Annotated in this window: 25 protein-coding genes; 12 read left to right on the top strand and 13 right to left on the bottom strand. The window is 70.7% G+C overall.

Features of this window, described 5'->3' with window-relative positions; translation table 11 throughout:
* Positions 1-493 precede the first annotated feature (493 nt).
* Positions 494-877: a hypothetical protein gene (locus tag ACF07B_RS41815; protein ID WP_331751966.1), complete on the top strand. Its 384-nt coding sequence runs from the start codon at positions 494-496 to the stop codon at positions 875-877.
* A gap of 68 nt (positions 878-945) precedes the next feature.
* Positions 946-1,110 (top strand): hypothetical protein, encoded by a 165-nt coding sequence (locus tag ACF07B_RS41810; protein WP_181411809.1) that lies wholly within the window; start codon positions 946-948, stop codon positions 1,108-1,110.
* A gap of 154 nt (positions 1,111-1,264) precedes the next feature.
* Here the strand turns inward: ACF07B_RS41810 and ACF07B_RS41805 are convergent, their stop codons facing one another.
* Entirely contained in the window at positions 1,265-1,651 is a 387-nt protein-coding gene (locus ACF07B_RS41805; RefSeq protein WP_392182801.1) for a hypothetical protein, read from the bottom strand.
* Between the two features lie 450 nt (positions 1,652-2,101).
* Positions 2,102-2,638, bottom strand: coding sequence for a hypothetical protein (locus ACF07B_RS41800; RefSeq protein ID WP_392182800.1), 537 nt, complete (start codon positions 2,636-2,638; stop codon positions 2,102-2,104).
* Positions 2,639-2,722: 84 nt separating this feature from the next.
* Between ACF07B_RS41800 and ACF07B_RS41795 the strand changes: the two genes are divergently transcribed.
* The gene (locus ACF07B_RS41795) at positions 2,723-3,178 is read left to right on the top strand and encodes a hypothetical protein (protein WP_392182799.1); all 456 of its coding nucleotides are present in this window, start codon (positions 2,723-2,725) and stop codon (positions 3,176-3,178) included.
* Here the strand turns inward: ACF07B_RS41795 and ACF07B_RS41790 are convergent.
* The 11 genes from ACF07B_RS41790 to ACF07B_RS41740 all read right to left on the bottom strand — a co-directional run bounded on the left by ACF07B_RS41790 (position 3,130) and on the right by ACF07B_RS41740 (position 10,790).
* Positions 3,130-3,336, bottom strand: a complete 207-nt coding sequence (locus ACF07B_RS41790) for a hypothetical protein (RefSeq protein WP_392182798.1) — start codon at positions 3,334-3,336, stop codon at positions 3,130-3,132. The genes ACF07B_RS41795 and ACF07B_RS41790 overlap by 49 nt on opposite strands.
* Positions 3,337-3,925: 589 nt before the next feature.
* Positions 3,926-4,450 carry a hypothetical protein gene (locus ACF07B_RS41785; RefSeq protein ID WP_392182797.1) on the bottom strand — a complete coding sequence of 175 codons (525 nt, stop codon included), beginning with the start codon at positions 4,448-4,450 and terminating at the stop codon, positions 3,926-3,928.
* 27 nt (positions 4,451-4,477) lie between these two features.
* Positions 4,478-5,023, bottom strand: coding sequence for a hypothetical protein (locus ACF07B_RS41780; protein ID WP_392182796.1), 546 nt, complete (start codon positions 5,021-5,023; stop codon positions 4,478-4,480).
* A gap of 214 nt (positions 5,024-5,237) precedes the next feature.
* Positions 5,238-5,366, bottom strand: a complete 129-nt coding sequence (locus ACF07B_RS41775) for a hypothetical protein (protein WP_267929054.1) — start codon at positions 5,364-5,366, stop codon at positions 5,238-5,240.
* Between the two features lie 386 nt (positions 5,367-5,752).
* Positions 5,753-6,607, bottom strand: a complete 855-nt coding sequence (locus tag ACF07B_RS41770) for a hypothetical protein (RefSeq protein ID WP_392182795.1) — start codon at positions 6,605-6,607, stop codon at positions 5,753-5,755.
* Positions 6,604-7,044, bottom strand: a complete 441-nt coding sequence (locus ACF07B_RS41765) for a hypothetical protein (protein WP_331751978.1) — start codon at positions 7,042-7,044, stop codon at positions 6,604-6,606. The genes ACF07B_RS41770 and ACF07B_RS41765 overlap by 4 nt, the downstream gene beginning before the upstream one ends.
* 8 nt (positions 7,045-7,052) lie before the next feature.
* Complete coding sequence (locus ACF07B_RS41760) at positions 7,053-8,090, bottom strand: hypothetical protein (RefSeq protein WP_392182794.1); 1,038 nt, start codon at positions 8,088-8,090, stop codon at positions 7,053-7,055.
* Positions 8,087-8,260, bottom strand: coding sequence for a hypothetical protein (locus ACF07B_RS41755; RefSeq protein WP_392182793.1), 174 nt, complete (start codon positions 8,258-8,260; stop codon positions 8,087-8,089). Before ACF07B_RS41755 ends, ACF07B_RS41760 begins: the two co-directional genes overlap by 4 nt.
* Before the next feature lie 63 nt (positions 8,261-8,323).
* The gene (locus ACF07B_RS41750; RefSeq protein ID WP_392182792.1) at positions 8,324-9,874 is read right to left on the bottom strand and encodes a DUF2637 domain-containing protein; all 1,551 of its coding nucleotides are present in this window, start codon (positions 9,872-9,874) and stop codon (positions 8,324-8,326) included.
* Positions 9,871-10,155, bottom strand: coding sequence for a hypothetical protein (locus ACF07B_RS41745; RefSeq protein WP_392182791.1), 285 nt, complete (start codon positions 10,153-10,155; stop codon positions 9,871-9,873). The genes ACF07B_RS41750 and ACF07B_RS41745 overlap by 4 nt, the downstream gene beginning before the upstream one ends.
* Positions 10,152-10,790: a WhiB family transcriptional regulator gene (locus ACF07B_RS41740; protein WP_234482791.1), complete on the bottom strand. Its 639-nt coding sequence runs from the start codon at positions 10,788-10,790 to the stop codon at positions 10,152-10,154. The genes ACF07B_RS41745 and ACF07B_RS41740 overlap by 4 nt, the downstream gene beginning before the upstream one ends.
* 178 nt (positions 10,791-10,968) lie before the next feature.
* Between ACF07B_RS41740 and ACF07B_RS41735 the strand changes: the two genes are divergently transcribed.
* The 9 genes from ACF07B_RS41735 (at position 10,969) to ACF07B_RS41695 (ending at position 24,400) form a co-directional block, all read left to right on the top strand.
* Positions 10,969-11,700 carry a GntR family transcriptional regulator gene (locus ACF07B_RS41735; RefSeq protein ID WP_392182790.1) on the top strand — a complete coding sequence of 244 codons (732 nt, stop codon included), beginning with the start codon at positions 10,969-10,971 and terminating at the stop codon, positions 11,698-11,700.
* Positions 11,701-12,731: 1,031 nt separating this feature from the next.
* A complete protein-coding gene (locus ACF07B_RS41730; protein WP_392182789.1) occupies positions 12,732-14,384 on the top strand; it encodes a hypothetical protein in 1,653 nt (550 codons plus the stop codon).
* Positions 14,385-15,830: 1,446 nt separating this feature from the next.
* Complete coding sequence (locus ACF07B_RS41725; protein WP_392182788.1) at positions 15,831-16,784, top strand: hypothetical protein; 954 nt, start codon at positions 15,831-15,833, stop codon at positions 16,782-16,784.
* Positions 16,785-16,955: 171 nt separating this feature from the next.
* Complete coding sequence (locus tag ACF07B_RS41720) at positions 16,956-17,231, top strand: hypothetical protein (protein ID WP_024126962.1); 276 nt, start codon at positions 16,956-16,958, stop codon at positions 17,229-17,231.
* A complete protein-coding gene (locus ACF07B_RS41715) occupies positions 17,228-18,361 on the top strand; it encodes a conjugal transfer protein (protein WP_392182787.1) in 1,134 nt (377 codons plus the stop codon). Before ACF07B_RS41720 ends, ACF07B_RS41715 begins: the two co-directional genes overlap by 4 nt.
* A 16-nt stretch (positions 18,362-18,377) precedes the next feature.
* A complete protein-coding gene (locus ACF07B_RS41710; protein ID WP_024126964.1) occupies positions 18,378-18,719 on the top strand; it encodes a hypothetical protein in 342 nt (113 codons plus the stop codon).
* The gene (locus ACF07B_RS41705; protein ID WP_392182786.1) at positions 18,716-19,291 is read left to right on the top strand and encodes a hypothetical protein; all 576 of its coding nucleotides are present in this window, start codon (positions 18,716-18,718) and stop codon (positions 19,289-19,291) included. Before ACF07B_RS41710 ends, ACF07B_RS41705 begins: the two co-directional genes overlap by 4 nt.
* A 43-nt stretch (positions 19,292-19,334) precedes the next feature.
* Positions 19,335-21,941 (top strand): ATP-binding protein, encoded by a 2,607-nt coding sequence (locus ACF07B_RS41700; protein ID WP_392182785.1) that lies wholly within the window; start codon positions 19,335-19,337, stop codon positions 21,939-21,941.
* A complete protein-coding gene (locus ACF07B_RS41695; protein WP_392182784.1) occupies positions 21,938-24,400 on the top strand; it encodes a hypothetical protein in 2,463 nt (820 codons plus the stop codon). Before ACF07B_RS41700 ends, ACF07B_RS41695 begins: the two co-directional genes overlap by 4 nt.
* Positions 24,401-24,415: the final 15 nt, after the last annotated feature.

Here is a 24,415-nt window from a genome sequence, read left to right as displayed (position 1 = left end):
GCCTAACCCCCAAGACAGGGCCGGGCGACCCCAACCCCCCACAGGGGCCGCCCGGCCCGACCCCCAGACCCCCACGGGCCCGCCACAGGGCCCCCGGGGGACCCCGAGCTACCGCACCGCCCAACACCAGTAGAGATGAGCCGAAGATGCCGGAGCGCAACAGCCAGCCTGAGATATCCGCCTGCCCCGGATGGGGCGAGGAGTGCGGCAACGAGACGGAGAGCGGAGCGGACCTCTGCCCCGACTGCCACATGGCACGGCTGGACGCGCAATCCCCCCGGATCCCCTTGTAGCCCTTGCCCGCGACGGCGGTAGTCCCAGACCAGGGCCGGGCGGCCCGACCCTCCAAGGGCCGCCCGCGCCCACCACGGGCCCGGCCCCGCACTCACCGGGGCCGGGCCACCCCGCCTACCGTCGGTCGCTCTGTTGCTTATTCTCTTTTCATTGTGTAGTGTTATTACATCAGCCGGTCACCGCCACCCTGGGAGATTCCATGTTTGCCCTGCTTCGCCGTTCGCCGAAGGTCGCTACGCCCGTCACCGAGAAGTCGGCGATGTGCCCCGCGACCGGGCTTCCGTACGGTGAGCCCGGCTCCCTGGAGCGACTGACCTGGATTTTCGCCGAGCAGGACCTGGAGGACATCCAGGAGCGCATGGAGTACTTCGCGCAGCGCGCCGCCGCGCGTCCCGAGTCCGGCCTGATCGTGTCCATCATCAAGACCCCCATAGCCCGTCCGCACATCATCCGCATCGGGGACTTCGAGTCCGGCGGGGACCGGCGCGGCGGCACATGTGTCGAGTGCGGGACGCACGGTGAACTGTCCGCGCTTCGGGACCTTGCCCGCGACGACCTCGGCTGTGGGGCGACTTGGTTCTAAGCAACGGGTGCCGCCCCGCCGGGGCGGCACCCTAGTCCGACCTGTTACGCCACCGAAAGGGACCCCTGATGACTGACAGCAAGATCACGGAGTTGCTTGCCCGCGCAGCGAGCGGCGACCCCGAGGCCGCCGCCGCGTTCATGCGAGCGCGGGCACTGCGACTGCACGCGGCGGAGCGCGTCAGCGCCAGCGGCCGGGCCGCCGCGCGGCGGATGCTCCGGGCAGCCTCGTAATCTCGCGCGCCGCTCCCCTCCCGGCGCGCCCCTCCCCCCGCCCCCATGCTCGCGCCCCGCTCAGCGTTTCGCTGGGCGGGGCCGCTTGCGTTCCGCAGCCCTCGGCGACCTGCTCAACTCCCCGACCCTCTCCACACCGTTGCGGCTCTCTGCCTCATGCTCGCCGTCCCTGGGCCGTCCCGCTTCCGTTCTCCCTTCCTGTCTCGTGCTTCGTGGTCTGTCCGTGTCTCGTCTGTCGCTGCTCCCTCTGTTCCTCCACCTCTTCGGCTCTTGTGCTCTGCTGCTTTCCTCTCGCTTGCTGTTGTCCCTCCGCCCGCTCTCGCTCTTCGCTGCTCCTCTTCCCCCTCTCCTCCCGTCCTGCTGCTGCTCCTCTTTCCCTCGCTCCCTCCCGTCCTGCTGCTGCTCTCCCATCCATGTCGCTTCTTCCTCCCCCGCCGGCTTCCTCCTTCCTGTCGTTCGCCTGTGGCTCTTCGCTGATGTCCTCATTGCCCTTGGGGGTCTCGTAGAGAAGTAGTCGGCGCGTCCCAAGCCCCTTGACCATCCCCCTGAAGTGCAGGTTTCCGTGTCGGAGGCGCAGCGTGGGGGCAAGTTGTGGGGCAAGTTGAAAGGCAACCTGTAGAGCAAGTTGCAGGGCATGTTGTGGGGCAAGTTGTAGGGCAAGCTGGCTTTTGGCCGGTGGTCTGCGGGGCCGAGTCCTGACTTTCGCGTGGGGGTGATTTCTCCCCCCCTCCCCGGATGTCGGAGGGGGAGAAATCACCCCCACGGCAGTTGCGTTCTCGGAGAGGAGAAATCTCCCCCCCTTCCGGGGGGAGATTTCTCAGTGGCCAGGGGGGAGATTTCTCAGTAGCCGTGGTGGGGGAGATTTCTCCCCCTCTCGGGTGGGGGGAGAGAAATCACAGTCCGAGGGAGTGGCCCCGGGAGGGCCGGCGCCTGCGCAGGTCGGGCGGGCAGTTCGGCGCCGGCGGTTCTGGCCGGCTGAGACGTCGTGGGGTCATGCTCCCTGCGGCGACACGGTGGTCGCGACCGGCCCGTTGTCGGCGATGCGCCCATCGAGGCAGAGCTCGCGGTAGCCGGACGTGTAGGTGAAGCCGTGGCCCTCACAGGTGGTGCAGTCCGGGGCGTGGGCGGTGGGGGCGCCGAAGCACTGGATTGGCTCTTGGTGGACGGCGGTGCCGTGGTGCTCCCAGGTGAGCACGGTGAGGACTTCGCCGGTGCCGTCGCAGCGCCCTGCGCAGTCGTGGGGATGCGGGTGGTCGTCTTCGTCCTGGTCGTCGAAGTCGCGGAAGGCGTCCAGGAGGTAGGCGCGGGCGCGTAGGTCGCTCAGGGCGGCCCGGCGGTCGAGGGCGCGCAGGGCGTGGCCGGCGGTGGCCGCGGCCGCCGCTGCGGCGTTGTCGGCCGGTGCCGCGGTGGCGGCCCAGTCGAGGAGGAGTCCGCGGGTCATGAGGTGTTGCCGTTGTTCGCTGGCGACGTCGACGGCGGGGAAGAGGGGTGTGAGGCCGAGGTTGGCCCAGGCGTAGGTGTCGAGCATTTGGCGGACCAGCCGGGGGCCGGATCGGCGGAACGGGCGCTGGTGCGGCAGAGAGTCGTCAGTCGCGTGGGGTGCTCGGTATGCGTGGCCGTGGGTGTGGTGGTGGAGTCGGGCGTATTGGGCCCGCAGGTGGTTGAGGCCGTTGTGGGGGTGGTCGTCGAGGGCCAGGCCGTCGACCTTGCGGAGGAGGGCGCCGTGGTCGCGGGCGGCTTCGTAGAGGTCGGGGTCTTGGGTGCGCAGGGCGAGGACGTCGACGAGCGCGCCGGCGTGCAGGAGATGGAAGCGGCGCAGGGCGGGGACGGCGTTGCTGTCGGGGTCGTGTTCCAGAGTGTCGGTGAGGCGGTAGTGCGCCCAGCGCGCTTCGAGGATGAGCCGGGTGATGGACGGGCGTTCGTTGCGTTACGCCGTTACGGCGTGTTCGGGGTGCTGGCGGACAAGCACGGAGGTTCCCTTCAGGGTGACTGGTGTAAGGGGCCTGGCTGGCCCGCGCTTCATCGGGGCGTTGCAGGCGAGGTCACGATGGCGTCGGCCAGGCGGTGAAGGCGGACGCCCTGCGGAGCTGCGGCCTTGAAGGCGCGGTGCGCGGCTCCGGCGGGGGCGTGGGGCAGTGCGAAGACGCGGCCGCGGTCGAGGGCGGCGAGGAGGTGTGCGGCGTGGTGTTCGCAACCGTCGACGCCGGCGTTGTCCTGGTCGAGCACGGTAACGACGATGGGGCCGGCACAGGGGGTGGGAGTCGTCGGGAGTGCGGCGGGGCAGCGAGCCATCGGTCCTCATCTGGTGGGCTGTGTGAAGCGGCTGGACGGGGCGCGTGGCCGCGCGAGGGTGGCGTGTCGGAGTGTGCGCCGCGGTTAGCGTCGTTCCTCGTCAAGGAGATATGCGTGGCCCCAGGGGTTCGCTTCCGGGACGGGGCGTCCGTGTGCAATGTCGCGGAGGCGCTCGCGGCGGCGTTCTTGTACGTAGCCGCGGCAGTGCAGGGGGTCGTGCTGGGAGGTGGGCCAGGCGGAGGCTGTGGCACACCAGGGGCAGTGCGGTCGCCGGGTGAGTCGCCGGCAGAAGGCGAGAGCGACCAGGGTAACGGCGGCTCCGAGGACGGTTCCGAGAACGAAGGGGTGCATCTGGTGTCTCCCACTGGATGATGCGGGGCCACCGGGTGGTGGCCCCGCATCGGAGGTAGTCGGGCGGGTGTGCTGGGGGTGGGTAACTGGTCACGTGGCAGCGGATCGCCGGGAAAGAGGGCCAGTCGTGACTCACCGGGGCTGCGTGGCAGCGGTCGTCGTTCCGTTTCGATCACCACCAGTGCCGGAACAGGTAGTCAGCGCGCGGGAGTTCGCTGCGGCGGATGAGATCGGCGAGGATCAGCTCCAGCGACGGGGAGAAGGCGCGATCGGCGAAAAATCGGGACTCGAACACGGCGTTCTCAAGGTCTTGCGTTGCTGGCGGGTTCGCCTCGACAGTGGCTGGTGTGTTCTCGTCAGCGACGCGGATGCTCAGCCAGTAGTCCAGCTCAGTCATGCCGGTCTTGACGATGCTCTCGCCGGTGCGGGAGTCCCGGCCCAGATACATCTCGGCGTCGTCGAGGGCTCCGAGTGCCTCCAGGTAGTTCTCGTCGGAGGTGAGTTCGTACAGCTTCACGCTGTCGTTGCCAATGTGCTCGTCGTCCCGCTGACATCCGCACAGCGAGCTGTACGGCTTGCCATAGACGCGCTCGGCAATGGCTTCGATCGGGATGTGGCCGTTCTCGGCGGTCGCATGATCAGCGTGTGGCTCCAGCATGTAGATGCTGTAAGGCGTGTACTCGGGTACATCGGGCATGGGCGGGTCTCCGGGGGTGCTGGTTGGTCAGAACTGGTCGTGGAGATCGGTGTCGCCGTAGGTGGTCTGGGAGACCGTGATCCATCCGGTTCGGTCGCCGTCGCGGAGCCGGAGCTCCCACTTGCCCGCTTGCCAGTGCTGACCGGTCTGGTTCCGGCCCACGTACTTGCGCTGGCACTGCTTGGTGGGCTGGCTGCTGTCGGGCTTGGTGGTGCCGGAGGTACCTCCGTTCGTGAGCGACTTGCCGGGCGGGGTGCCGCCGGAGCCGCCGGTGGTGGTGTTGTTGTTCTTCTTGCCGGTGCCGCCCGACGAGCTGGACTTGCCGCCGCTGGACTTGCCGCCGCTGGAGCCGCTGCTGCGGCCCGCGAAGGAGGTGGCAGTGAACGAGCTGGTGCGGATGGTCGAGCAGTCCTGGCGGTACACGTCCTTGTACTCGGGGATCCAGCGACCGGCGTAGCCGCGCTTGTCGATGACCTCGCCATGCGTGACGGGCTTATTGGCGCAGCCGGTGAGGGCGAGGAGCGCGGCGGCCGCTATGGCGGTGCCGAGCGTGAGAGTGCGGGGCGTGGTCACGGTGGACTCCCGGAAGGTGTGTGGGTGCGCTCAACTGCTACAGGTGTCGTAGGCGAGCTGCGTGTGACACGGATGCGGAACTTTCTCCGTCGAGATCCACATTACACATTGAATTCTCAATACGCAACGTCCAGTTGAGCGCGCGACCTCACTGGGCTTTCGTCAGGCGCTGGTTGGCCGGGAGGGGGCAGGAGGTACCACTACGCGGCCCCGGTCAGCGAATGTTCTGGGTGATCCAGGCGATCACGCAGACAGCTGCGATGATCGCCCACATGCGCAGGGCGGCCGGATCTTTGGCGATCGGCCGGGCGTTGGATTCGAAGACCTCGACCGTCGGGATCATGCCAGCGTGAACGGTATCCCGGTGCTCATCCCGCTTGGCGGAGGCCTGGTCCTTGGGCAGCCATCCTGTCGTGACCCCGCACGGGCCGCACCCGTACCGCCATGCCACCGCGGGCTCCCCCTCCACTGGTCCTCTGAAGTGTGCTTCGACCGTACCGGGCGGGCGCGCGCGGCGGGACGGGAACAAGCCGGTAGGGCGCGGTAGATGGGCGCGATAGACGCATCTATCGCTGGGATAGATCCGCAGGTCAGGCAGTCGTAGATGCGGCTAGTAGGGGGTGGGTCTGCTCTCTGCCCGGTAGGGGAGTGGAAGCCGGGGGAAGGCCTGTTGTGAGCGCCGAGCCACCCCCTCCGGACGGCGGCCGGCAGGGGGCGGCGGCGGGTGGTTCAGCCGGCTCCTGCAGGGGGCTGGATGAGGGTGATCTCGGAGGGTGGAGCGGGGGGCTCGGACGGGGGTGGGGTGGGGGCGTTCGCGGTGAGGTCAGGGACCAGTTGCGGGGGTACGCGTACAGCCCTGCCGAGGGACTGCTCCAAGTCCTCGATGTGGACCCCGAAGTAGTTCCGGCCCCGGATGCCCATCTGCTTGCGCACGGGGATGCCGAGGGACTTGCACTTCTGCCTCAGCATGGGTTCGGTCCAGTCGGTCAACATCTCCTTCGCTTTGAGGATCTTGAGGAGGGTGTCGGTGTGGACGCCCTTTCGGTCGCCCTTGGGATCCGTGCGGACGGCGAAGGCGACGTTGTGCTCGACGAACAAGCCGAACGCCGCGTCCGCTTCGGCCGGGCTGACGGTGAGCGGCTCCGCTCCGAGGTGCTCCTCCCCCGCCATTTCATGATCGTTTTGGAGGTCGGTGCTCGGTTGCTCCTCCTCGGCGACGGTGGGAGCTTGGGCGGCTTCCAGGTCCTTCACGGTCCGGCCGGCCGACAGGCCGGTACGGACGGCGACGGTCGTGACGAGGAGGAAGCCCGCGCCGCCGTAGGCGTACCAGAGCCCGGGATGCTTCTCCGCGAAGTAGAGGGGGACGTAGCCGGCGATGCCGAGGGCGAGCAGGCGGACGCCGAACCCGCCGCTCTCCTCATCGCCTCCGCGCAGCCAGGCGCCCACGTAGCGCAGCACGACCATGGTGGCGCTGGCTACGACGGGCACCTCGCGGACGAACGGGATCTCTTCAAGAGTGGGCCTGCGTCGTTCCCGCTTGGCGGTCTTCGTCGTTGGCCGGCTCTCGTCGGACTTGCCGGTCATGCGCCGACCAGGGACAGCGCGGCGGTGGCAACCGCGATGATCGCCCGCCAGACAGAGCCCTGTGCCGCGGCCATGGCGGCGGCGGTGAGCATCCCCCACAGGGCACCGGTGAACGGCACGATGGGGGCGAAGGAGGACAGCACGAGCAGGATGATCACCACGGCAGTCATGCCGATGGATCCCAGATCGGGGTTCGCGGCGATCTGGCGCGGGATGTCCTGGACGGCGGTGCCGAGGTCGTGAGGCCAGGAGTCGGCGCGCAGGAAGGCGAGCTCGGCGAAGAAGCCGATGGCCTGGGCCGGGCCTCGGGCCAGCTTCTTCTTCCCCTTGCCCCAGATGCCGTAGATGAGCGTCACGATCAAGATGACGCTGACGGCGGTGGCAGACATCGGGCCGAGGGCGCTGGTTCCGGCCCCGGCGGCGAGCAGGCTGGTCACGGGTGTCCTTAGAGAGTGGGGGCGGAGAAGAGCAGGAGGGCGATTCCGGCGGAGGCGACCGGGATGTGGGTGAGGAAGCGGACTGCGGCGCAGAACGAGGGCAGCCGGTACAGCCACTTCTCGGTGAAGGCGGTGATGCCGCCGCCGACGACAGCGGCGAGCAGGACCACGCCGCCGCCGACGAAGAACGGGGTCGACGGCTCGGCGCTGCTGGCGGCGGCGTCGTGCATGACGGCGAGCGTCCACTGGGGCAGGCCGGTGTTCCACTGGGCGGTGAACATGCCCCAGCCCCAGGCGCCAGCGGTTGCGGCTGATCCGTTGTGGAGGATGAACCGCTGCAACGGCGTGAGTGAGGCCCACCACGCGGTGAGGGAGCCACGGTTGCGGCTCCGGCCGGCCCCCTCCCCCGCGGGTGCTGAGGAGTCCTGGCCAGTGCCGTAGTAGTGGTTGTGCACCTCGTAGGTGCCCGGGTCCGGCGCCTGCGGATCGTCGGTCTTCTGGACGCGGTACCAGTCGGGCTGGTGGCCTTCCGGCTGCGGGAGGTCGTCGTCGCCAGCCTCGGCGGCAGGGCCCTCGGCCTGGTCCTTGTCCTCGTGTCGGCGCCAGGGGACGCGGGGCGGCCACCCTCTCTTCGCCGCCTCACCCACGCGTCGCGTCTCGGGTGGCTGCGCCGGGTCTGCCGTGTCGTCCTGCTCCTCGGGGAGCGTCGGTTCGTCCGCCCGGGCCTGCTGCTCAGGGGGCTCCGTGAGGTCGATGGTCTGTCCGGGCGCGGGCAGTCGGCCGCCGCCGGGCTCCACCGGGTTTCGCCGGGTGGCGGCGACGGGCTGCTGGTCCGGGGCGGGGTGGGCGGCGGCCTCGGGCTCTTCGTCGACGGGCTGCTCGGCATGACCGAGCGGCCGGACACCGATGCGGGACAAGACGCGGCGCAGCTGCGTCTCGTCAGCTCCCATGGTGTCCTCCGTCTCCGGGGTGGCGTGCGGTTCGCCCTGGATGGCGTCGTCGTGCGCCCGGCTGCGCCGGCCGCGGGTGGAAGGGGTGGTGCTCACTGCTCGCTCCCCTCGTGGGGGGCGGGGCGCCGCACGAGGGCGAGGCGGGGCCGGCGGTGCTGCGGGGCGCCGGCGGTCCGGGCCGGGCGGCCGGCGTTCACCTGGCGGCGGGCCGGTGCGATGAGGTCGAGGGCTTCGTTGACGTGCTGGTCGAAGGAGGTGGCGGGCATGGGTGGTCCTCACGGTCGTGCTCGCGGGCAGCCTTCGGGCGCCCTGCGGAGCGGGGCGTCAGGTCAGGGCTGGCGGATGCCGGCTGCTGCGGGGAGGAGGAGGCCGCTGTCGTGCTGCTCGAAGTCGCCCACGGTCGGGTCGAGGGCGAAGCGCTCGTCGATGGCCAGCTGCGCTCCGGCCGGTGGCAGGGCGGGATCGAGAGCCCGGGGGGCGGCGGCCGGCTGCGGCGGCTCGTTCGCGAGGGCGAGGGCCTGGTCGAAGTGGTCCGGCTCCTCGCCGTCGGCGCCATGCGCCGCGGGATGGGATGCCAGCGCCTCGGGCAGCCAATCGGCCTGCGTCTTCAGGAACCGCTTGGCCCGCGGGTTGCCGATGCCGAGGGCTTCGGCGCACTTGTTGATGCCCCAGGCGAACGTGCCGTCATCCTTACGCGGGACGGTCTCGACGAAGGCGGCCATGACCTCCTCGTCGGTCTTCCGCTCCGCGCCCGGCGGCTCATCCTGCTCAGCGTCGACGTCCGGGTGCGGCGAGGCGGTGTCCTCGTCGTCACTGTCGCCCCCGGGCTCACCGCCCTCAGCCATCCTGGCCCTGAGCTGCGGCTCTTCGTCGTTAGCGGGGTGGGATGAGGACGCAGGATGAGGGTCGGCCGACTGGGATGGGATGGTCGGCATGGTGCCGATCAGGGTGTTGAGGATGCCCTCGAACGCAGCGGGATTCCTCAGGTTCATCCCGGCGATGTCGGACTGGCGTACGCGCATCTGCAAGCGGGCGACGACGCGGTTCAGGATGGCGGGGTCGGAGCATCCTGCTCGTTCACTGGCATCCTGCGCGCGGGCGTCGGCATGCATCTCGACGAGGCGGTATACCCAGCGCGTCATCCCGCCGGCTCGTTTGACCGCGTCCTGGGCACGGCGCAGCCGGTACCAGCGGTAGGCCGCCCGGGAGATGCGGACCTCGGCGGTGGCTTCCTCCTGGGCCAGGTCCTGGCGGGCGGCGAGCAGCAGCGCGACGCGGAAGGCCTCGACGGGGTGGAGCAGGCGCACCAGGGCGATGCGACGGTCCGGGCGTCCGCCCTTGTTGCGGGCGGCGCGGCGCTCCTCGAGCGAGCCGATCTCCCAGAGCACGGCCGCCAGGACCGGCCACACCGCGCGAACGGCGCCGCCGAGGAGAGAGGCGGCTTCGGACGCGGAGAAGACCGAGCTGATGCCGGCCAGAATCCAGAAGAGAGCTCCGGACAGACCCGGCCCATCGCCGTCGCGGGCGCGGCGGCGGGCTCGGCGGCCGCAGACCATCGCCGCGACGTCCAGTGCGACGAAGGGCAGGAGGTCGAACGGAGTGTCCAGGCCCATCTGGTGGTGGCCGACCCGGCGCAGACCGGTGGCCGAGAGGGCGGCCGCGGCCGCGGCGATGACGACAGTGAGGACGTCCTCGATCCGTCGGCCACGGCGGTCGGCGGCCGCGGCGCGCTCGGTGTCGGTGAGCGCGGCCAGGGCCACGCGGCGCCGGCGCAGGGCGATCGCCGGCCCGAGGGTGAGAACGAGCGCCCCGAGGACGAACTGCCAGCTGCCGAAGAGTTCGGCCAGGGCCGCGCCATGGGGGGCGAGGTCGGGTGTCACGGGGAGTCCCTCCTGGCGAGGTTGCTGGCCGCATCGGCGGCCCGGGCGCGCAGCGGGTCGTCGCTGGGCGGGGTCGGGTCCTGGGTGATCCAGTCCCTGTAGGCGTCGCGCTCGGCCGTGGCCTGGCCGAGCAGGACCAGGAGCAGCACGGTGAGCGGGTGGACGGGCGGTACGTCGGCGCCGGCCGGCACGAGGACGGGGAGTAAGAGGACGTCGTCGCGGCGGGCGAGGGCGCTGACCAGAGCGCGGTTGAGGGCGCGTTCGTCGCCGGCGGGGGTCATGCGGCGACCGTCCAGCCGGCGGCGCGGCGGTAGGCGGCGACGAGTTCGTCGCGCCGGCGGGCGGCCTCGCGGATGTTCTCGATGTTCTCCAGGCGCTTCTCGGGCTTGCCGGAGGTGCCGAGGTACTGGCCGGAGAGCCTCTGCAGTTCCGCGCCGGCGGCGATGCGGGCGCGCCGGGCCTCCGCGGTGCGCCCATCCAGGGCGCGGGCGCGCTCCAGCCTGGTGGTCTCGGCGACCAGGCGGCGGGTCAGCTTCTCCGGAGCGAGGCCGCCGCGGACGCCGACGGTGTCGTCGTCGCGGAGGGCGAGCTCGGCGCACGCGGCCCGTACCGGGCAGACGGTGCAGTGGTCGCGGACCGTGCGGGCGCGGCGCTGCTGCCAGTCGGCGTCCGGTTCGCCGTCCTCCTGGTAGAAGTTGTCGACGTCCGGCTGGACGGTGTGGCACACCGAGTGGGTGATGGCCCGGCGCAGCTGCGGGGCTCGCAGCTGCTGGGCGATGAGTCGGCCGTCGTGGCCGGCCAGGTAGCCGCCGGCGACGAGGTCGTCGATCGACTCGGTGTCGGCGAGGTACCGGGCGATGCCGTCCTCGGTGAATCCGCGGGCGTCTGCCGGCTTCGGCGGGTGGGCTGCCATCATGGTGTTCACGCGTTCTCATCTCCTGCGCTCTGGTGGGTGAGGGCGCGTTCACGGCCTCCGGGGGGACCAGCCCCGGGGGCCGCTTGCTTTTTCACGCGCCATCTGCCTTAACTGCCTTAATGCAGTTGCGTCAGATGATGCACGCCATTGGCGATCACGTCAAGGAGAGGTAGAGCGGATGAGCCGAGAGTTCTGGCGGGTGCGGCAAGATGTGCCCATGACGTCCCATCACCCGCACGAGCAGGTCGCGGCCGCGCTGCGCGCCGACATCCTGAGCGGCAGGCTGGCCCCGGGCGATCAGCTCCCCGGCCAGCGCGAGTTGGGTGAAAAGCTCGGCGTCGCCCCGAACACGGTGGCCCAGGCGTTGCGGCTCCTCGAAGAGGAGGGCCTGGTCGAGACGGCCCCGCGCCGCCGCAGTCGAGTACTGCAGCCGGCTCTCGCCATGACGGTCCGCCTGCACGAGGACGGGCTGATCAGGCCGGCGGAGTCCGGCGACGGCGGCCACGACGACACGAGGCGCGGGGTTCCCGGTACCGACGCCGCCGCGGTCGAGGCTCTGGGCCTCACGCCGGACGCCGTCCTGTCCGTCCGGCAGTCGGTGCTGCTGCAGGCCGGCATCCCGTGGGCGCAGCAGACCCTCTTCACCCCGGACTTGCTCGCGGCGTCGGGGGCCGAGGCCGCCACCGTCGCGCCGTTCACGGCGGGCACGCTGCGGCGCGAGGACAGCCACACCAGCAGCTGGGGCGCGAGGTCGGCCACCACCGAGGAGTGCTCACTCCTCAAGGCCAAGGCCGGCACCGCGGTGTTCGAGATTCGAAGAGTCGGATATACGGATGAGCGCCCAACCTCATACCTTTTGACGGTAGTACGTGCGGATCGCGTGACTATCCGCACGGGAAGCGCCAGTTAGTAACCCTCTGCGTCAACTGCCCCCTCTTGGCCGCACTTTTCGACGTCGCGTGGACAACGCGCTGAGTGCGTGTGCACGGCGGCTGTCAGGGGATAGGGTGACTTCCGCTTGATCCAAAACGCCTCACCTCGGGCCCCCGGCGCACAGCGCCGAGGACGGGCCCGGCGAACCGAGAAGGCGGTTCTCCCATGACCAGCACCGCGCAGACCCGGGGCGGTTTCGCCGCGCCGGGCGCGGCGCTGCCGTGGGGGCGGCCCGGCACGGCCGGGCCCAGAAACACGAAATCCCCCGGGAAGGGGGAGTTGAGGATGTCGTAGGTCTTCCGGGCGGGCGCCTCTAGCAAAGGCTGCTCCTCGCCCCTCTCCACCGGCTTCGGAGTTAGCAGCTCCTCTGCCGGCCGTCACCGCTCCGACCCGGGTTAGCAGCCCAGTCCGAGCGAGGGCCGGACCGAATGGTCCGGCAATCACTGCCCTCCAGCAGCAATCCCCCCGAAGGGGTTTGTCGTTTCCCGGGGCGACCCGGGAGAACGGGGTCCATCTTGCAGTACACCCATGCCCTTTGTCAGCTCGGACGCCATCGAAGCACGCCGATCGCGGTGGTTATTCGCCCGTCCGTGACGCCAGCGCCACGCTGCGTTCCCACTCTCTGGGTCGGTGCGGCCCGGATCCACCGTGGCCCACAGCGGTCCAGCGGTCTGCCCTTGACCAGCTCCAGCCGACACCCCTTGACCAGCCATGCCGAAGCCTCGCTCCCCACACCTGGCCGACGAGCCTTCACGGACCCGGTCAAGGGGGCCTGCCGCCAACCCAGAGAGCCCCTTGACCCGCAGGTCACAGGTTCGCTGGGGATTTTTTTGGCCGGACTGTCACACCGTCGGCTTTTTCGACACCCGTAGCAGCTGAAGGACCCGTTCCTTCAGCCCTCGCCCGAGTGCCTCTGGCCAGACCCCAGACCGCGCGTCCTTGCCGGACGCCGTCGAGACCCAGCGCACCCCAGTCGCCGCCCCGCGGCACCGGTGCGCCAGGAGAAGCGTGCCCTGCACAGCAGCACCACCGAGTAGCCCGCCGCCGGCGGGCGATCAGGCGCGCCCGCAGCGCCGCCAGCGGGTCAAGGTGCCCCTGCGCCTCGTCACCAGCCCGCACTACGCCGACGTCGCGCTGACCGCGTACGTGAAGATCGCCGCGCTGGCGTCGCGTCCCGAGGGATGCACGGCGGCAACCGTGACCATCGCGGAGTACGTCGGCCTGTCGAAGTCCTCCGTCGAGCGCGGCATGACGCAGCTGATGCGCCCCGCGCACGACGGCGTCGTCGAGCTGTCCTCGACCCGCCGTTCCCTGCCCGGCGGATGCGGCGCCTCGGCGGTGCGCCGTACCCGGCCCCTGTCTGCGACCGAGCGGTTCGTATGGATCCCGGTGGCCGCCTCCGAGGACCTCACCCCGCGCCAGCTGCGCGCGTACGCACTCATCGCGTACGCCCAGGCCCAGCGGATCCCGCTCACCGAGTCGGAGATCGCAGGGGCGCTCCACCACCACAGCGGCCGACGGGCCGGCCAGCCGCTCACCACCGCGGCCGCCGGGGAGATCGTCGACGAGCTGGAGGCCACGCGGTGGATCACCGTGGAGCGCAGGGCCGGCGTGCGCGGCCGCCACCACTTCATCGCCCACGACATCCCCGCCGCCCTTCCTCAGGACCCCTGTGGACAACCGTCCACCGCGGACGTCGCACCCTCCTCCACCTCTGGTCCTGGTGAGGGATCGGGTTCCTCGGTTGATGCGGGATCACTCGCGACTAAGGAAGAACCTAGGACTGACCGACCTGATGACGAGCGCGCCCCCTTCTCACCCGCCGTAGGCGAAGTACAGGTAGGTGAAGCTGTGGAAAACCGCGGTGCGCAACCACCGCACGGCGACGGCGAAGGTGGACTCGCGCTGCGCGCGGATGACCACCAAACCCCCTTGACCACCCCCTTGACCAAGCCCGCGGGCACCCCCTTGACCAACCACACCGGCACCTACGACGGACCCGGGCTCACCATCAGCGCCCGGGTGCACGCCGTTCTCGAGCCGGTGCACAGGCTCTACCGACAGACCAGCGTCTACATGCAACGGCGCATCGCCCGGGAGGTCGGCCAGCAGCTGCGCTCCGGCATCGACGACACCCGGCTGCGACAGCGCCTGGAGGCACGGGCCTGCCGGTTCTTCACCGACGAAATCCGCGACCCCGGCCGGTGGATCCTCGGCGTCGGCCTGCCGCACTGGGGCTGCGGGATCTTCGACTGCGAGGCCGGTGTCCTGTGGAGCAGCGGCCGCCGGTGCTCGGTGTGCGAGGAGATCGTCCGCGACCGGCGCCGCGCCACCGCCCAGCCCGAGGCGCCCACTCCCACCCTCGTCGTCCACTCCACCCCCACCGACACCCCCACCCCGCGCTCCACTCCCGCCATTCCCCGGGGCCGGTGCCCCGAGTGCGGCTGCGCCGTCCTGCTGCTGAACCGGACAGAGCCGGGCCGCAGGTGCAGGCCGTGCCGAGAGGAGCACGAGGGGATGCGCGCCGGCCGCCCGTCCTCAGCGGTGGAGCCCGAGGCGTGCGCGGGGTGGGACGGCAGCGGATGCACCCGCCCGGCGCTCGGTTCCACCGGCCTGTGTGTCCGATGCCGAACCCGGCATCTGGAGCGGGCCGCATCGTGAGCCGTCCACTCCACCGCTCCGGGCTCTCCACACCCCGGGTGGCGATGGGCCGACCACGCCGGCGCCACGTTCCACACAGCGGGCGCCCGCCGCGGCCCGGAGGAGCTCAACGATCCGCGACGGGCCACGGTGGTCCTGACGTCTCAGAGGCGCCCCTTGACCAGCTTTCGCGGCGGCCGATTTCTCCTTGACCCGCGCCCTGGTCAAGGAGAAACACGGGCCCGCGACAAGCCGCCGTGGAGTCGCGGTCGAGGGTGGGGCGGCGCGAGCGCACGCTGCCGTCGCTACCGCGGCCGGCGTGACGCACCCGCCATTCCCCACCCGGCCACTTACGGGCCCACTCCCCACCGCTCGGTCCCGCGCGCAGGGTGGGCTCCATCCGGTGGGACTGCGCCCCGCAATGGAGCCCACCCGATGGAGAGTCGCCTTCGTCCATCGGGTGTGGTCCATCGGCTCGGACCACCCGATGGGCGACACCCAGTGGGCGACACCCAGTGGACGGGGTGTGGTTCATCCACTCGGTGGGCTCCATCCGATCCGGTGCACCGGTGGCGCCCACCGATGACGGACGGTGGACGAGGCGATGGGGTGGCCCCGGTGGCCGGCCGAGCCGCAGGCTGGATCGCGGTGAAACCGCGCGTGCCACCCACCCGAGGTGATCGCCGGCAGACACCTTCCGGCGATCGCCTCGCCACCCTCTCCTCTCCCCCTTGACCAGCTTCACCGCATCATCTGGCCCCTCGGCCACCCCCTTGACCGGCCGTGCCTGCACCCCTTGACCACGGGACCGGGCGCCTGCTGTTTCCCCTTGACCTGGGCCCGGGTCAAGGGGAAACGCAGCAGGCGCCAGAGGGCCAGGATCCGATGAGGCCTGCGCACGGCACCGGCACGGGCAGCCTCTGTCCGATGCGGGCGGCCGCCGAGCAGGGGGAGCCGCGGGGCGCGGCTGGCGCTTCCTCCCCGGCGGCACCCACCGGAGCCCGGCGCCGTGCAGAACGGCGTGTGAAGGCGAGGGCGACCCGGGGTGTCTCGGACCCAGTTCGCGATGGCGTCCATCGCGATGGGCCGATGGGCGGGACGTCCGGGCCCACCGTGGGTGGCCAGTGGGTGGAGGTTCGTGAGCCCTGCGACGGGGCGTGGTCCATCCGGTCCAGTGGATGGCGCCGGCTCCGCGGTGCCTTAGGTCCGTCCACTGGAAGTGGTCTCCACCGCGTCCTCGGTGGAGGTGGGTCGCTCCCATCCACCTCGCCGAGTGGATGCCATCCCCCTTGACCACTGCGCCCACCCCTTGACCGCGGCCCCCCTTGCCCAGTGGGCCGCCGGGTGCCGAGGGCCGGTTTCCCCTTGACCTCGTCGCGCCGGAATCGCCGTCAGACCGCGGTCAAGGGGGGCCTCGGGAGTGTGAGCGCCATCGAGACCAGATGGCGCGAAAGGACGGACACGGACGTGGCCACCACCCAGCACACCCCGGCACTTGACTCCTCCGAGTCCACAACCCGCTACGACACGCTCGCCCTGATGAACCGCGACTGGGACGTGCTCTGCCGCGACCTGAGGGCCGCGGACCGCGTCGCCACGTGGGCCGAGGAGCACCCCGACCTCGCTGGGGCAACCAGTCCCCAGGACGTGGTCGACAAGATCTCCGTCTACTACCGCCGCGGTGACTTGGACGGACACGACCGCGTCATGCACCTGCTGGTCGAGCGCGCCGGCGGGACCGGCTTCGACGCCCACCTCGCGTGGCGGGTGGCCGTACGCGTCCTCCTGCCCAAAACGGTCCTGATGGCGAAGACGCAGCAGCGCTCGTACGGCCTTCCGTGGGACGACGTCTGCGCGACGGTGCTGGGCGCCGCCTTCGAGGTCGTCCGCACCTACCCGCTCGACCGACGGCCGCGACGGATCTTCAACAACCTCGCGCTCGACACCCTGCAGCTGACCCGCCGCACCCTGGCCGCCTGCCTCGACGACATAGAGGACGTCCAGGAGTTCGCCGCCGGCGTCGCGCCTCTTGCCTCAGCTGAGTGCCACACCCGCTACGCCCACGTCGTCTCCAGCGAGGACCCCGACACCCCGCACGGCACGGTCGAGCTCGCAGACCTGCTGATGCGCGCCGCCCAGATGGAGCTCGTCGGCGCCGATGAGCCGGCCCTGTCACGTCACGAGGCGCGGACGGAGGTCCTCGACCTCCTGCTGTGGGCGGTGGAGATCGGAGCGCTGAAGGAGCTCGAGGCGCAGCGCATCGCCCGGTACTACCTGTCCACCTCGCAGCGGCCCGAGCAGCGGCACATGACCACCCGCTCCATGGGCCACGAAGGGGACCTGCTGCGGCAGCACGCCAGCCGTGCCGTTCGCACGCTGCGCACGAAGTCGCCCCTCGCCCAGTACCGCGCCGCGGCCTGAGAGCCGCCGGCCCGCGCCGTGGATGGACCGCCGCAGAAGTCCCTCGAAAAAACTTCGGCCCGACTGTCACACCGCGGACTTCCTCGACACCTGTAGCAGGCGAGAGGCCCGCCAGAGCTCCTCCAGCCCCTAACGCCCCGCCCCCACCCTTCAACCTCCGGGAGAACCGACGTGACCACGAAGTCCCCGGCCGGCACCGGCCGACAGCTGCTCGACGCCGACGAGGCCCGTGTGGCCCGTGCTTCGCGCGAGCTGACCAAGATTGCCGCCGCTCTGGTGAGCCGGCCGATGGACCGTGACCTGCACCAGCAGATGCGGGCCTTCCTCGACAGCGAGTCGGAGCCCGCCCTGGCGTCGTGGGATGTGCTGCTGGCCCGTACGCCGGCTCAGCTCAAGGAGCGCATCTCGACCGTCCTGACGGTCCAGGCCCTGCGGACGGCGTCGTGAAGCGCCAGCGCCGGCAGCGGAAGGCCGACAAGAAGAAGCAGTTCGTCGAGGCGGAAGTCTGGGACGAGGAGGTCGAGGAGCACCAGGAGTCGCCGACGGACCAGCCGGATGAAACCGGGTGGAAGGCGAGCACCGCCCACATGTCCGGGATCTCCCGGCTGGCCCGCGTCGGTGCCTGGGCTCTCGTGGCGTCAGGCCCGGCTCTGGGAATGCTGGCGTTCCTCAGCGCGTCCGGCCCGGCCCAGGGCGCGACGAAGCCGGTCGTTGCCGCAGCGCCCGCGTCCTCGGTCGGGCCGGCGGGCTTCGCCGAACTGTTCGTCGCCGCCTACCTCCAGGCCGGCCAGGGCACCGAGCGGGACCTGGCGCCGTATTACTCCGGCTCGTTCGCACTGGCCGTCAAGCCCGGGACCCGCGAGGCCACGCAGTCCACCGTCCTGGCCTCCCATGAGGTTCAGCCTGGCTACTGGTCGATCACCGTGGCCGCCGACGTCACGGCGCACGACGACAAGGGCAAGGCGAAGCGCCTGGGGGTGCAGTACTTCCGCGTCGGCATTCAGGCCACTGGCCCGGCCAGTGCCGGCGGTGCCGACAAGGCGGCATCCGATGCCGGCTACGCCGCGACGTCCCTGCCGGCGCAGGTGGCCGCACCCGCCTCCGTCAAGCCCGGCGGCCTGGCGTACGAGACCGACCGCGGGTCGAGCAGCGCCGACCCGTCGGTGGAGACCGCGCGCGGGTTCCTGGCCGCCTACCTCACCGGCTCCACCGAACTCGACCGCTACACCTCGCCCGGTACGCGGCTTCAGCCCATCAGCCCTGCGCCGTACGCCGCGTTGAAGGTGGCCGGCGTCCAGGACGACTCGTCCGGCTCCGGCCAGCAGAAGGTGCCGGCCGACGGCACGGTGCTGCACCAGCTGGTCCAGGTCGATGCCACGGACCAGGCCGGCAGCCCGGTCTCGCTGAGCTACGCGCTCACCCTCAAGTCCCGCGCCGGCCGCTGGGAGGTCGCGTCCGTCGACGACGCCCCGGCCATCCGCGCGAGCAGCCCGCCTTCCGCGGCGCCGCACACCACCACCACCCCAAGCCCCGACGCAGCCACGGCGACTCCCTCGCCGTCGCCGTCGAACTCCTGAGAAAGAGGAATCGTTCATGCACACCCTGGCAGCAGCCAACCCCGACCACGTCGTCCTCGCCGGCGACGTCCTCGACTGGGCCAACACCAAGACGGGCCAGGTCCGCACGCTGGTCCTCACCGTGGCCACCCTCATGGCGATCATCGCCGTGCTGATGGCCTGGTGGAAGACCCGCTCCTTCGTCGGCACCCTCGTCGCCTTCGTCTTGGCCGCCCTCGTGCTCTGGGGCATCAGCAACCTCAACGTCCTGAAGACCAAGGTCGGCTCCGAGATCGACGACACCGCGGCCTCGGTCTCCGTGGTCCACGCTCCGGGCGAGGCGCCCGCTCTGGCGGGTAAGGGCTGGCGGATCTCGTGAGCGCCTCGGAGGAGGAGCTGATCGGGCACTCGTACACGCGAGCTCGTAAGCACCCGCTCGTCATCGGCAAGCTCCCGGGAGCCGGTCGGCTCCCGGGAGGGCCCTACACGATCACCCAGGTCATGACCATGGTGATCAGCTTCGGTCTCCTCGTCATGACGAGGGAGCTGTGGGCCCACTTCGGCGCCATGAACTTCATCCTCATGGCACTGATCCCCTGGGGTCTGGCCTGGCTGCTGCGGTACGCGCGGCTCGACGGCCGGGACCCGGCACGCGCCGTGCGCAGCCTGCTCATCTACTCCTCCACCCCGGCCCAGGGGCGCCTGGCCGGCAAGCCGCAGCGGGTCGCTCGACCGCGACTGGCGACCGCCACCTGCACGGTGCGCGTCCGGTCCGCCGAGCGACCCGCCCCGGCGGCAGCCCTCGCGAAGCCCGCACCCGTACCCGCGCGCAAGTCCCGTGCGGCCGCGACCGCGGTGCCAACGGCCGCCGCGCCGGTGGCCACCGCGGCCGCGCGGCCGGAGCCGAAGACCGGGCTGCAGGCCCTCCTCGCCTCACTCGACGAGCAGTAACCAGCTGCCTCGACATCACCACCAGCACAGAAAGAAGAACGCCATGCGTCTCCCCGTCCGGCACATCAGCGGCCACCTGATCTGGACCACTGCCGCCACCGTGTGGGCGGTGTGGCGCGTCGACACTGAGAACTACACCCACGCCTCGAAGTCCACGAAGCGCGAGCGACTGGACTCCCTGGAGTCCCTCTTCAAGTCCCTGCGGGGCGAAGCCCTCCTGCTCAGTCTGTGCCCGAGCGTCGACGCCGCGTCGGTCGTCACCCGCATGACCGCCGGCGTCGACCTCGACGCCTCCCCCGAGTACGTCGACCTGGCGCTGAAGGTCCTCGACCAGCTCCAGGACCTCGAACTCACCGGCCGCGTCGACTTCCTCGCGGTCCCCCTGTCCCACGTCGACTTCAAGCAGAGCACCCGGGCCGTCTTCTCCTCCGTCCAGTCGGAAGTCATGGGCGCCCTCGGCCTGCCGGTCGCCCCGATATCCCTCTCCGAGGAACGCCAGCGCCTGGAGCAGGCCACCCGCCTGGCGGCGGGCTGGCCCTCCGGCATCAAGATGCGACCCGCCACCGAGGCGGAAATCCTGTGGATCTACGGGCACAGCGCCCGCCGCGGCCTGAACGAGCCGCTCCTGCCCGAGGACGGCGCACCGCGGGGTCTGCGCGGCCGCGGCCACACGGTGACCGCCCACACCCAGGTCATCCTCGACGAGGGCGGCCGCGGCACCCGCGCTTCCAAGGGCCCCACCAACCCCTTCAAGCGCCGCTACCTGCGCGCCACCAGCGAACACGGCGACTCCTACCAGGCGTTCTGCGTGCTCTCCGAGATGCCGGAAGCCTTCCGGTTCCCCGGCAGCGAGTACCTGGCGGCGTTGGACGAGTTCAACTTCCCCGTGGACTGGGCCGTCCGGCTGCACGTCGAGTCCGGCTCGAAGGCCGAGCCGAAGAGCCGGCGGCAGCAGCGCGAGCTCGCGCACCAGCGCGGCGAGTACGACGGCGAGACCTCCGGTGTGCCGGCATCGCTCGACAAGGCGTCCTTCGCCCTGGACGAGTACCGCGACCGGCTCACCGCCTCCAGCACCGAGGTCGAGATCCGCGCCACCGTCGCCACCTGCGTGTGGGGCACGACCCCCGAGGAGGCGGATGAGAAGGCGACGTCGCTGGCCAACCACTTCGGCGGCAACGACTACACGCTGGTGCGGCCCACCGGCGACCAGGTCGCGCTGTTCCACGGCATGCTGCCCGGTACCAAGACCCCGGGCCCGATGCTCGACTACACCCAGTACCTGCTGGCCCGGGACTTCGCCATGTCGATGCCGTTCTGCGGCGCCGGCCTGGGCGACGACTCCGGCAGCCTCTTCGGCCTCCAGCTCAACGGCGGCGGCGTCCGCCCCGTGCTGGTCGACTTCTCCCACGGCCCCCGCGTCAACGCCTCCGCGTCCGCCGCGTTCGTCGGCGAGCTCGGCTCCGGAAAGTCCGTCGCGATGAAGTGCGCGATGTACTCGATCCTCACCACCGGCCACCGGACCGGGCAGAGGAACTCCCGCGGCCGCGCCCTGGTCATCGACCGCACTCCCCAGCAGGAATGGTCGCGGTTCGCGCTCGCGTGCCCCGGCACGACCCAGATCATCAACGTCGACGAGAACGCCGGCGTCAGCCTGGACCCCCTGCGCGTCTTCCGCGGCCCGCGCGCCGCCCGCTACACCGAGTCCTTCCTCACCCCGCTCCTGGACATCGGCTCGATGAGCATCGAGGGCATCACCCTCGCCGAGGCGATCGAGGCCACCCGGCTCGGCCCGAAGCCGAGCATGACCGCCCTGATGGACACCCTTGCCGACCGGGCCCGCACACCCGACCCGGACGAGCCGAACGACAACGCGGTCCGCGCCGCCGCCTCCGAACTCGTCCGCAAGCTGCGCTCGCTGGCGAAGAAGGACCTCGGCCGCACCATCTTCGACCCGACGCTGCCGGTCGTGCGGATCACGGACTCCGACAGCATCGTCTTCGCCGTCGACCGCCTGGGCCTGCCCACCAAGGAGGAGCTCTCCGAGCACCGCCTCCCGAGCCTGGAGGTCGAAAAGCGGTTCGGCTGGCGGCTGATGTACCTGATGACGGCGCTCTGCCGCGAGATCGCCTTCGCGGACCCGAACGAGTTCGCCGGCGTCTTCCTCGACGAGTGCTGGTGGCTCACCTCGTCCGCCGAGGGCTCCAACCTGATGCTCGAGCTCATCGCCGACGGCCGCAAGCACAACGCCGGAGCTTTCGCCGGCAGCCACGACCCGTACGACATCGGACCGAAGAACGAGATCGGCGACAAGATCAGGGCGCTGCTCAGCCACATTTTCGTCTTCCGCCACCGCGGCAAGGCTCTGGCCGCGCGGTGCCTGGAGTTCCTCGACCTCGACCCGATCGACGACGAAATGCTCAAGGTCATCACCGAGAACCTCAGCCCGCTCAACGTCAGCGAGACCGAGCGCGCCCTGCGGGCCGGCGAGGGCCTGTACCGGGACCTCCGCAAGCGCATCGCGGGCATCAAGGTGCTGATCCCTGCGGACGAGAAGGCGGCCGCCGCGATCACCACGACGCCCGGTCAGCTCGACGACGAAGCCGACGAGGCCGTGGAGCTCGCCGAGGCGGCGGACGGGGTCCTGGCATGAGTCGCCTCCGGCAGCGTGGCCTCAAGCGGCGCCTCGGTCTGATCGGCGTTCTGCTGGCCCTGTTCACCGTGGTGCTGGCCCCTGCAGCCACGGCAGACCCCTCGCCGTCGCCGTCGCCAAGCACGTCCGCGCCGGCGAAGCCGGCTGCCGGCCCCGGCGGCAAGAACCTGAACCAGAAGCCCAAGGACGGCAGCGACGGCATCCTCCAGCCGTTCAACGTCACCGACAAGGACGGCGTCCCGATCAGCTCCTACACCGTCAAGACGGACACGGGCGGCTGGAAGGACATCGACCTCAAGATCTGGAACATCGTTGCCCAGCTGCTCTTCGGCGTCTCGAAGTGGGTCATCGGCTTCACCTGCTGGCTGATCAAGTGGGCACTGAACTTCGGGCTGGCCAAGGTCATGGTCGGTCCCGTCGAGAACATCTCCAGCACCATCAAGAACCAGGTCATCGACCGGCTCGGCCTCCCCGGCCTGTTCCTGACCTTCGCGGGCTTTTACTGCGGCTGGCTGATCCTCTTCAAGGAGCGCTCGCGCGGCTTCGCCGAAATCGGGGTCTCCCTGGTCGTCGCCGCACTGACCACCACCGTGCTTGTCTCGCCGGCCCAGGTCCTGCTCGGCCAGCACGACCAGGCGCAGCCGCAGGGCTCCACCATGCTGCTCTCGGAAGGAGGCCTGCTGGGCAAGGCTAAGGACTTCACCCTGGAGGTCGCCAGCATCGTCCTGGCCGACGACCCCGCGAGCGCCAAGGGCAGCGCTGACCCGGACAACGTAGCGAAGCCGATCACCGACGCCCTGGTCGATGCGTTCATCGTCAAACCCAACGAGCTCATGGTGTACGGGCAGACCTTCGACGGGCCGTGCGACAAGGCCTTCCGCGAGTACAAGCTCGCCGAGTTCAACCTCGACCAGCTCGGGATGAACTACTGGGACGCCGCGATGATGGACTCGATCTACGACACGAACTTCATCGGGCAACTCAACGAGAACGCGAAGAAGTTCGAGGCGGCCTGCGGGGACGTGAAGCCCAAGGCCAAGCGGGCATCCGCCGACCTTGCCTTCTCCGCTCTGTTCGTCGCGATCGCCGCGGTCATCGTGGCCATCCTCATGATCCTGGTCACCGGCACGTTCCTCACGGCGCAGGGCTGGCTGGCCTTCGAGGCGATCCGCGGTCACTGGGCCCTCACCGCCGGCATTCTGCCCGGCGGCGGCCGTGCCACCTTGTGGCGCTGGTTCTCCGCGATCACCAAGGCCGTTCTCGGCATCATCATCGCCATCCTCTTCCTGGCGATCTTCATCCTGATCGTTCTGGCCCTGATCGACGCGGACACCGGTGACGTCCTGGCCGTGAAGTTCATCGTCATCGACGTCACGGCCGTCGCCGGTCTGGCCGGTCACAAGAAGATCAAGCAGACCGCGCAGAGCATCGCGGTCAACCTCAACCGCAAGCTGGCCAATGCGCGTGTGGGCGGCGCCGGCCGCCGCTCCGTGTTCAGCAGTCCCGGCCGCTATGCCGAGACCGCCCCCGGTCTGAAGCAGATGTGGGGCGAGGCCCGCAGCGAGGCGCGGCGCGTGAGCAAGCCCGTCGGCCAGGGATTGAAGTCCGCCAAGAACGCCTGGGTCGGCTCACCGCAGGCGAACCGCAAGGCCGGCCGGCTGCGGACTGCGGCGCGGCTTGCCACCAACGCGGCCGCGGCAGTCGGCACCGGCGGTGCGAGCACGGCCGCGAAGGTCGCGGCGCAGCAGGCGGCCAAGCAGACCCTGAAGAAGCGGCTGGCCACGGCGGCCGCGAACAAGATGTCCCAGACCAGGGGCGGCAGGGCCACCATGGCCACCGGTAAGGCGGCCGCCACGACTGCCAAGTACGGCGCCAAGGCCGGGAAGTTCGCCTTCATGGCCACGGTGGGCGCACCTGTGGGGATCCCCCGCGGTGTTGCCGCGACCAAGCGTGGTGGCGCTGCGGCCATGGCGCGCGGGAAGAAGGTCGGCGACGACCTCAAGGCTGTGAAGGCGCGCACCGTCGACAAGAAGGTCCAGGAGGCCAAGGACTTCAAGGACGAGTACGTGCGCAACACGGTCACGGCCGGCAAGTTCGTAGCGAAGCAGGGGACGAAGGCGCAGGTCAACCTCGGTCTGGCGCAGATCCAGCCGAACGCGAGGGCCGCGACTCCTCCCGGGCCCCGGGCCGGTGCCATCGCGCCGAGGACTCCTGGGGGCGCATCGGCTGCGGCCGGTGCCAAGACGCCCGGTCCCAAGGCGGCCGGCACGAAGACGCCGAGCTCGGTGAAGCCGCCGGCCAGCGGGCCGGCCGGGGTGCCGAAGATGCCGACCCCGCCCACCCCTGCACCGCCGACCCCGCCGGCCGCGAAGAAGTCGATGCCGGCCAAGCCGCCGGCTCCGCCCCGGGCCATCCGGCGCGCCACCCGGCCGCCCGGCCCGCCCAGGCCCCGGCCGTAGCCGGGCCGCGGCCGG

It is taken from the genome of Streptomyces sp. NPDC015532 (assembly GCF_043078065.1).
GTDB lineage: Bacteria > Actinomycetota > Actinomycetes > Streptomycetales > Streptomycetaceae > Streptomyces.
The sequence above is the reverse complement of the archived record's forward strand: the minus strand, read 5'-3'. Positions and strand labels throughout refer to the sequence as shown.

Bases quoted from the DNA above. Each gene is read 5' to 3' on its own strand.
- ACF07B_RS41815 (WP_331751966.1), top strand. From the start codon at position 494: ATGTTTGCCCTGCTTCGCCGTTCGCCGAAGGTCGCTACGCCCGTCACC.
- ACF07B_RS41810 (WP_181411809.1), top strand. From the start codon at position 946: ATGACTGACAGCAAGATCACGGAGTTGCTTGCCCGCGCAGCGAGCGGC.
- ACF07B_RS41805 (WP_392182801.1), bottom strand. From the start codon at position 1,651: ATGGTCAAGGGGCTTGGGACGCGCCGACTACTTCTCTACGAGACCCCC.
- ACF07B_RS41800 (WP_392182800.1), bottom strand. From the start codon at position 2,638: ATGCTCGACACCTACGCCTGGGCCAACCTCGGCCTCACACCCCTCTTC.
- ACF07B_RS41785 (WP_392182797.1), bottom strand. From the start codon at position 4,450: ATGCCCGATGTACCCGAGTACACGCCTTACAGCATCTACATGCTGGAG.
- ACF07B_RS41775 (WP_267929054.1), bottom strand. From the start codon at position 5,366: ATGATCCCGACGGTCGAGGTCTTCGAATCCAACGCCCGGCCGATCGCC.
- ACF07B_RS41770 (WP_392182795.1), bottom strand. From the start codon at position 6,607: ATGACCGGCAAGTCCGACGAGAGCCGGCCAACGACGAAGACCGCCAAG.
- ACF07B_RS41755 (WP_392182793.1), bottom strand. From the start codon at position 8,260: ATGCCCGCCACCTCCTTCGACCAGCACGTCAACGAAGCCCTCGACCTC.
- ACF07B_RS41745 (WP_392182791.1), bottom strand. From the start codon at position 10,155: ATGACCCCCGCCGGCGACGAACGCGCCCTCAACCGCGCTCTGGTCAGC.
- ACF07B_RS41740 (WP_234482791.1), bottom strand. From the start codon at position 10,790: ATGATGGCAGCCCACCCGCCGAAGCCGGCAGACGCCCGCGGATTCACC.
- ACF07B_RS41735 (WP_392182790.1), top strand. From the start codon at position 10,969: ATGAGCCGAGAGTTCTGGCGGGTGCGGCAAGATGTGCCCATGACGTCC.
- ACF07B_RS41710 (WP_024126964.1), top strand. From the start codon at position 18,378: ATGCACACCCTGGCAGCAGCCAACCCCGACCACGTCGTCCTCGCCGGC.
- ACF07B_RS41700 (WP_392182785.1), top strand. From the start codon at position 19,335: ATGCGTCTCCCCGTCCGGCACATCAGCGGCCACCTGATCTGGACCACT.
- ACF07B_RS41695 (WP_392182784.1), top strand. From the start codon at position 21,938: ATGAGTCGCCTCCGGCAGCGTGGCCTCAAGCGGCGCCTCGGTCTGATC.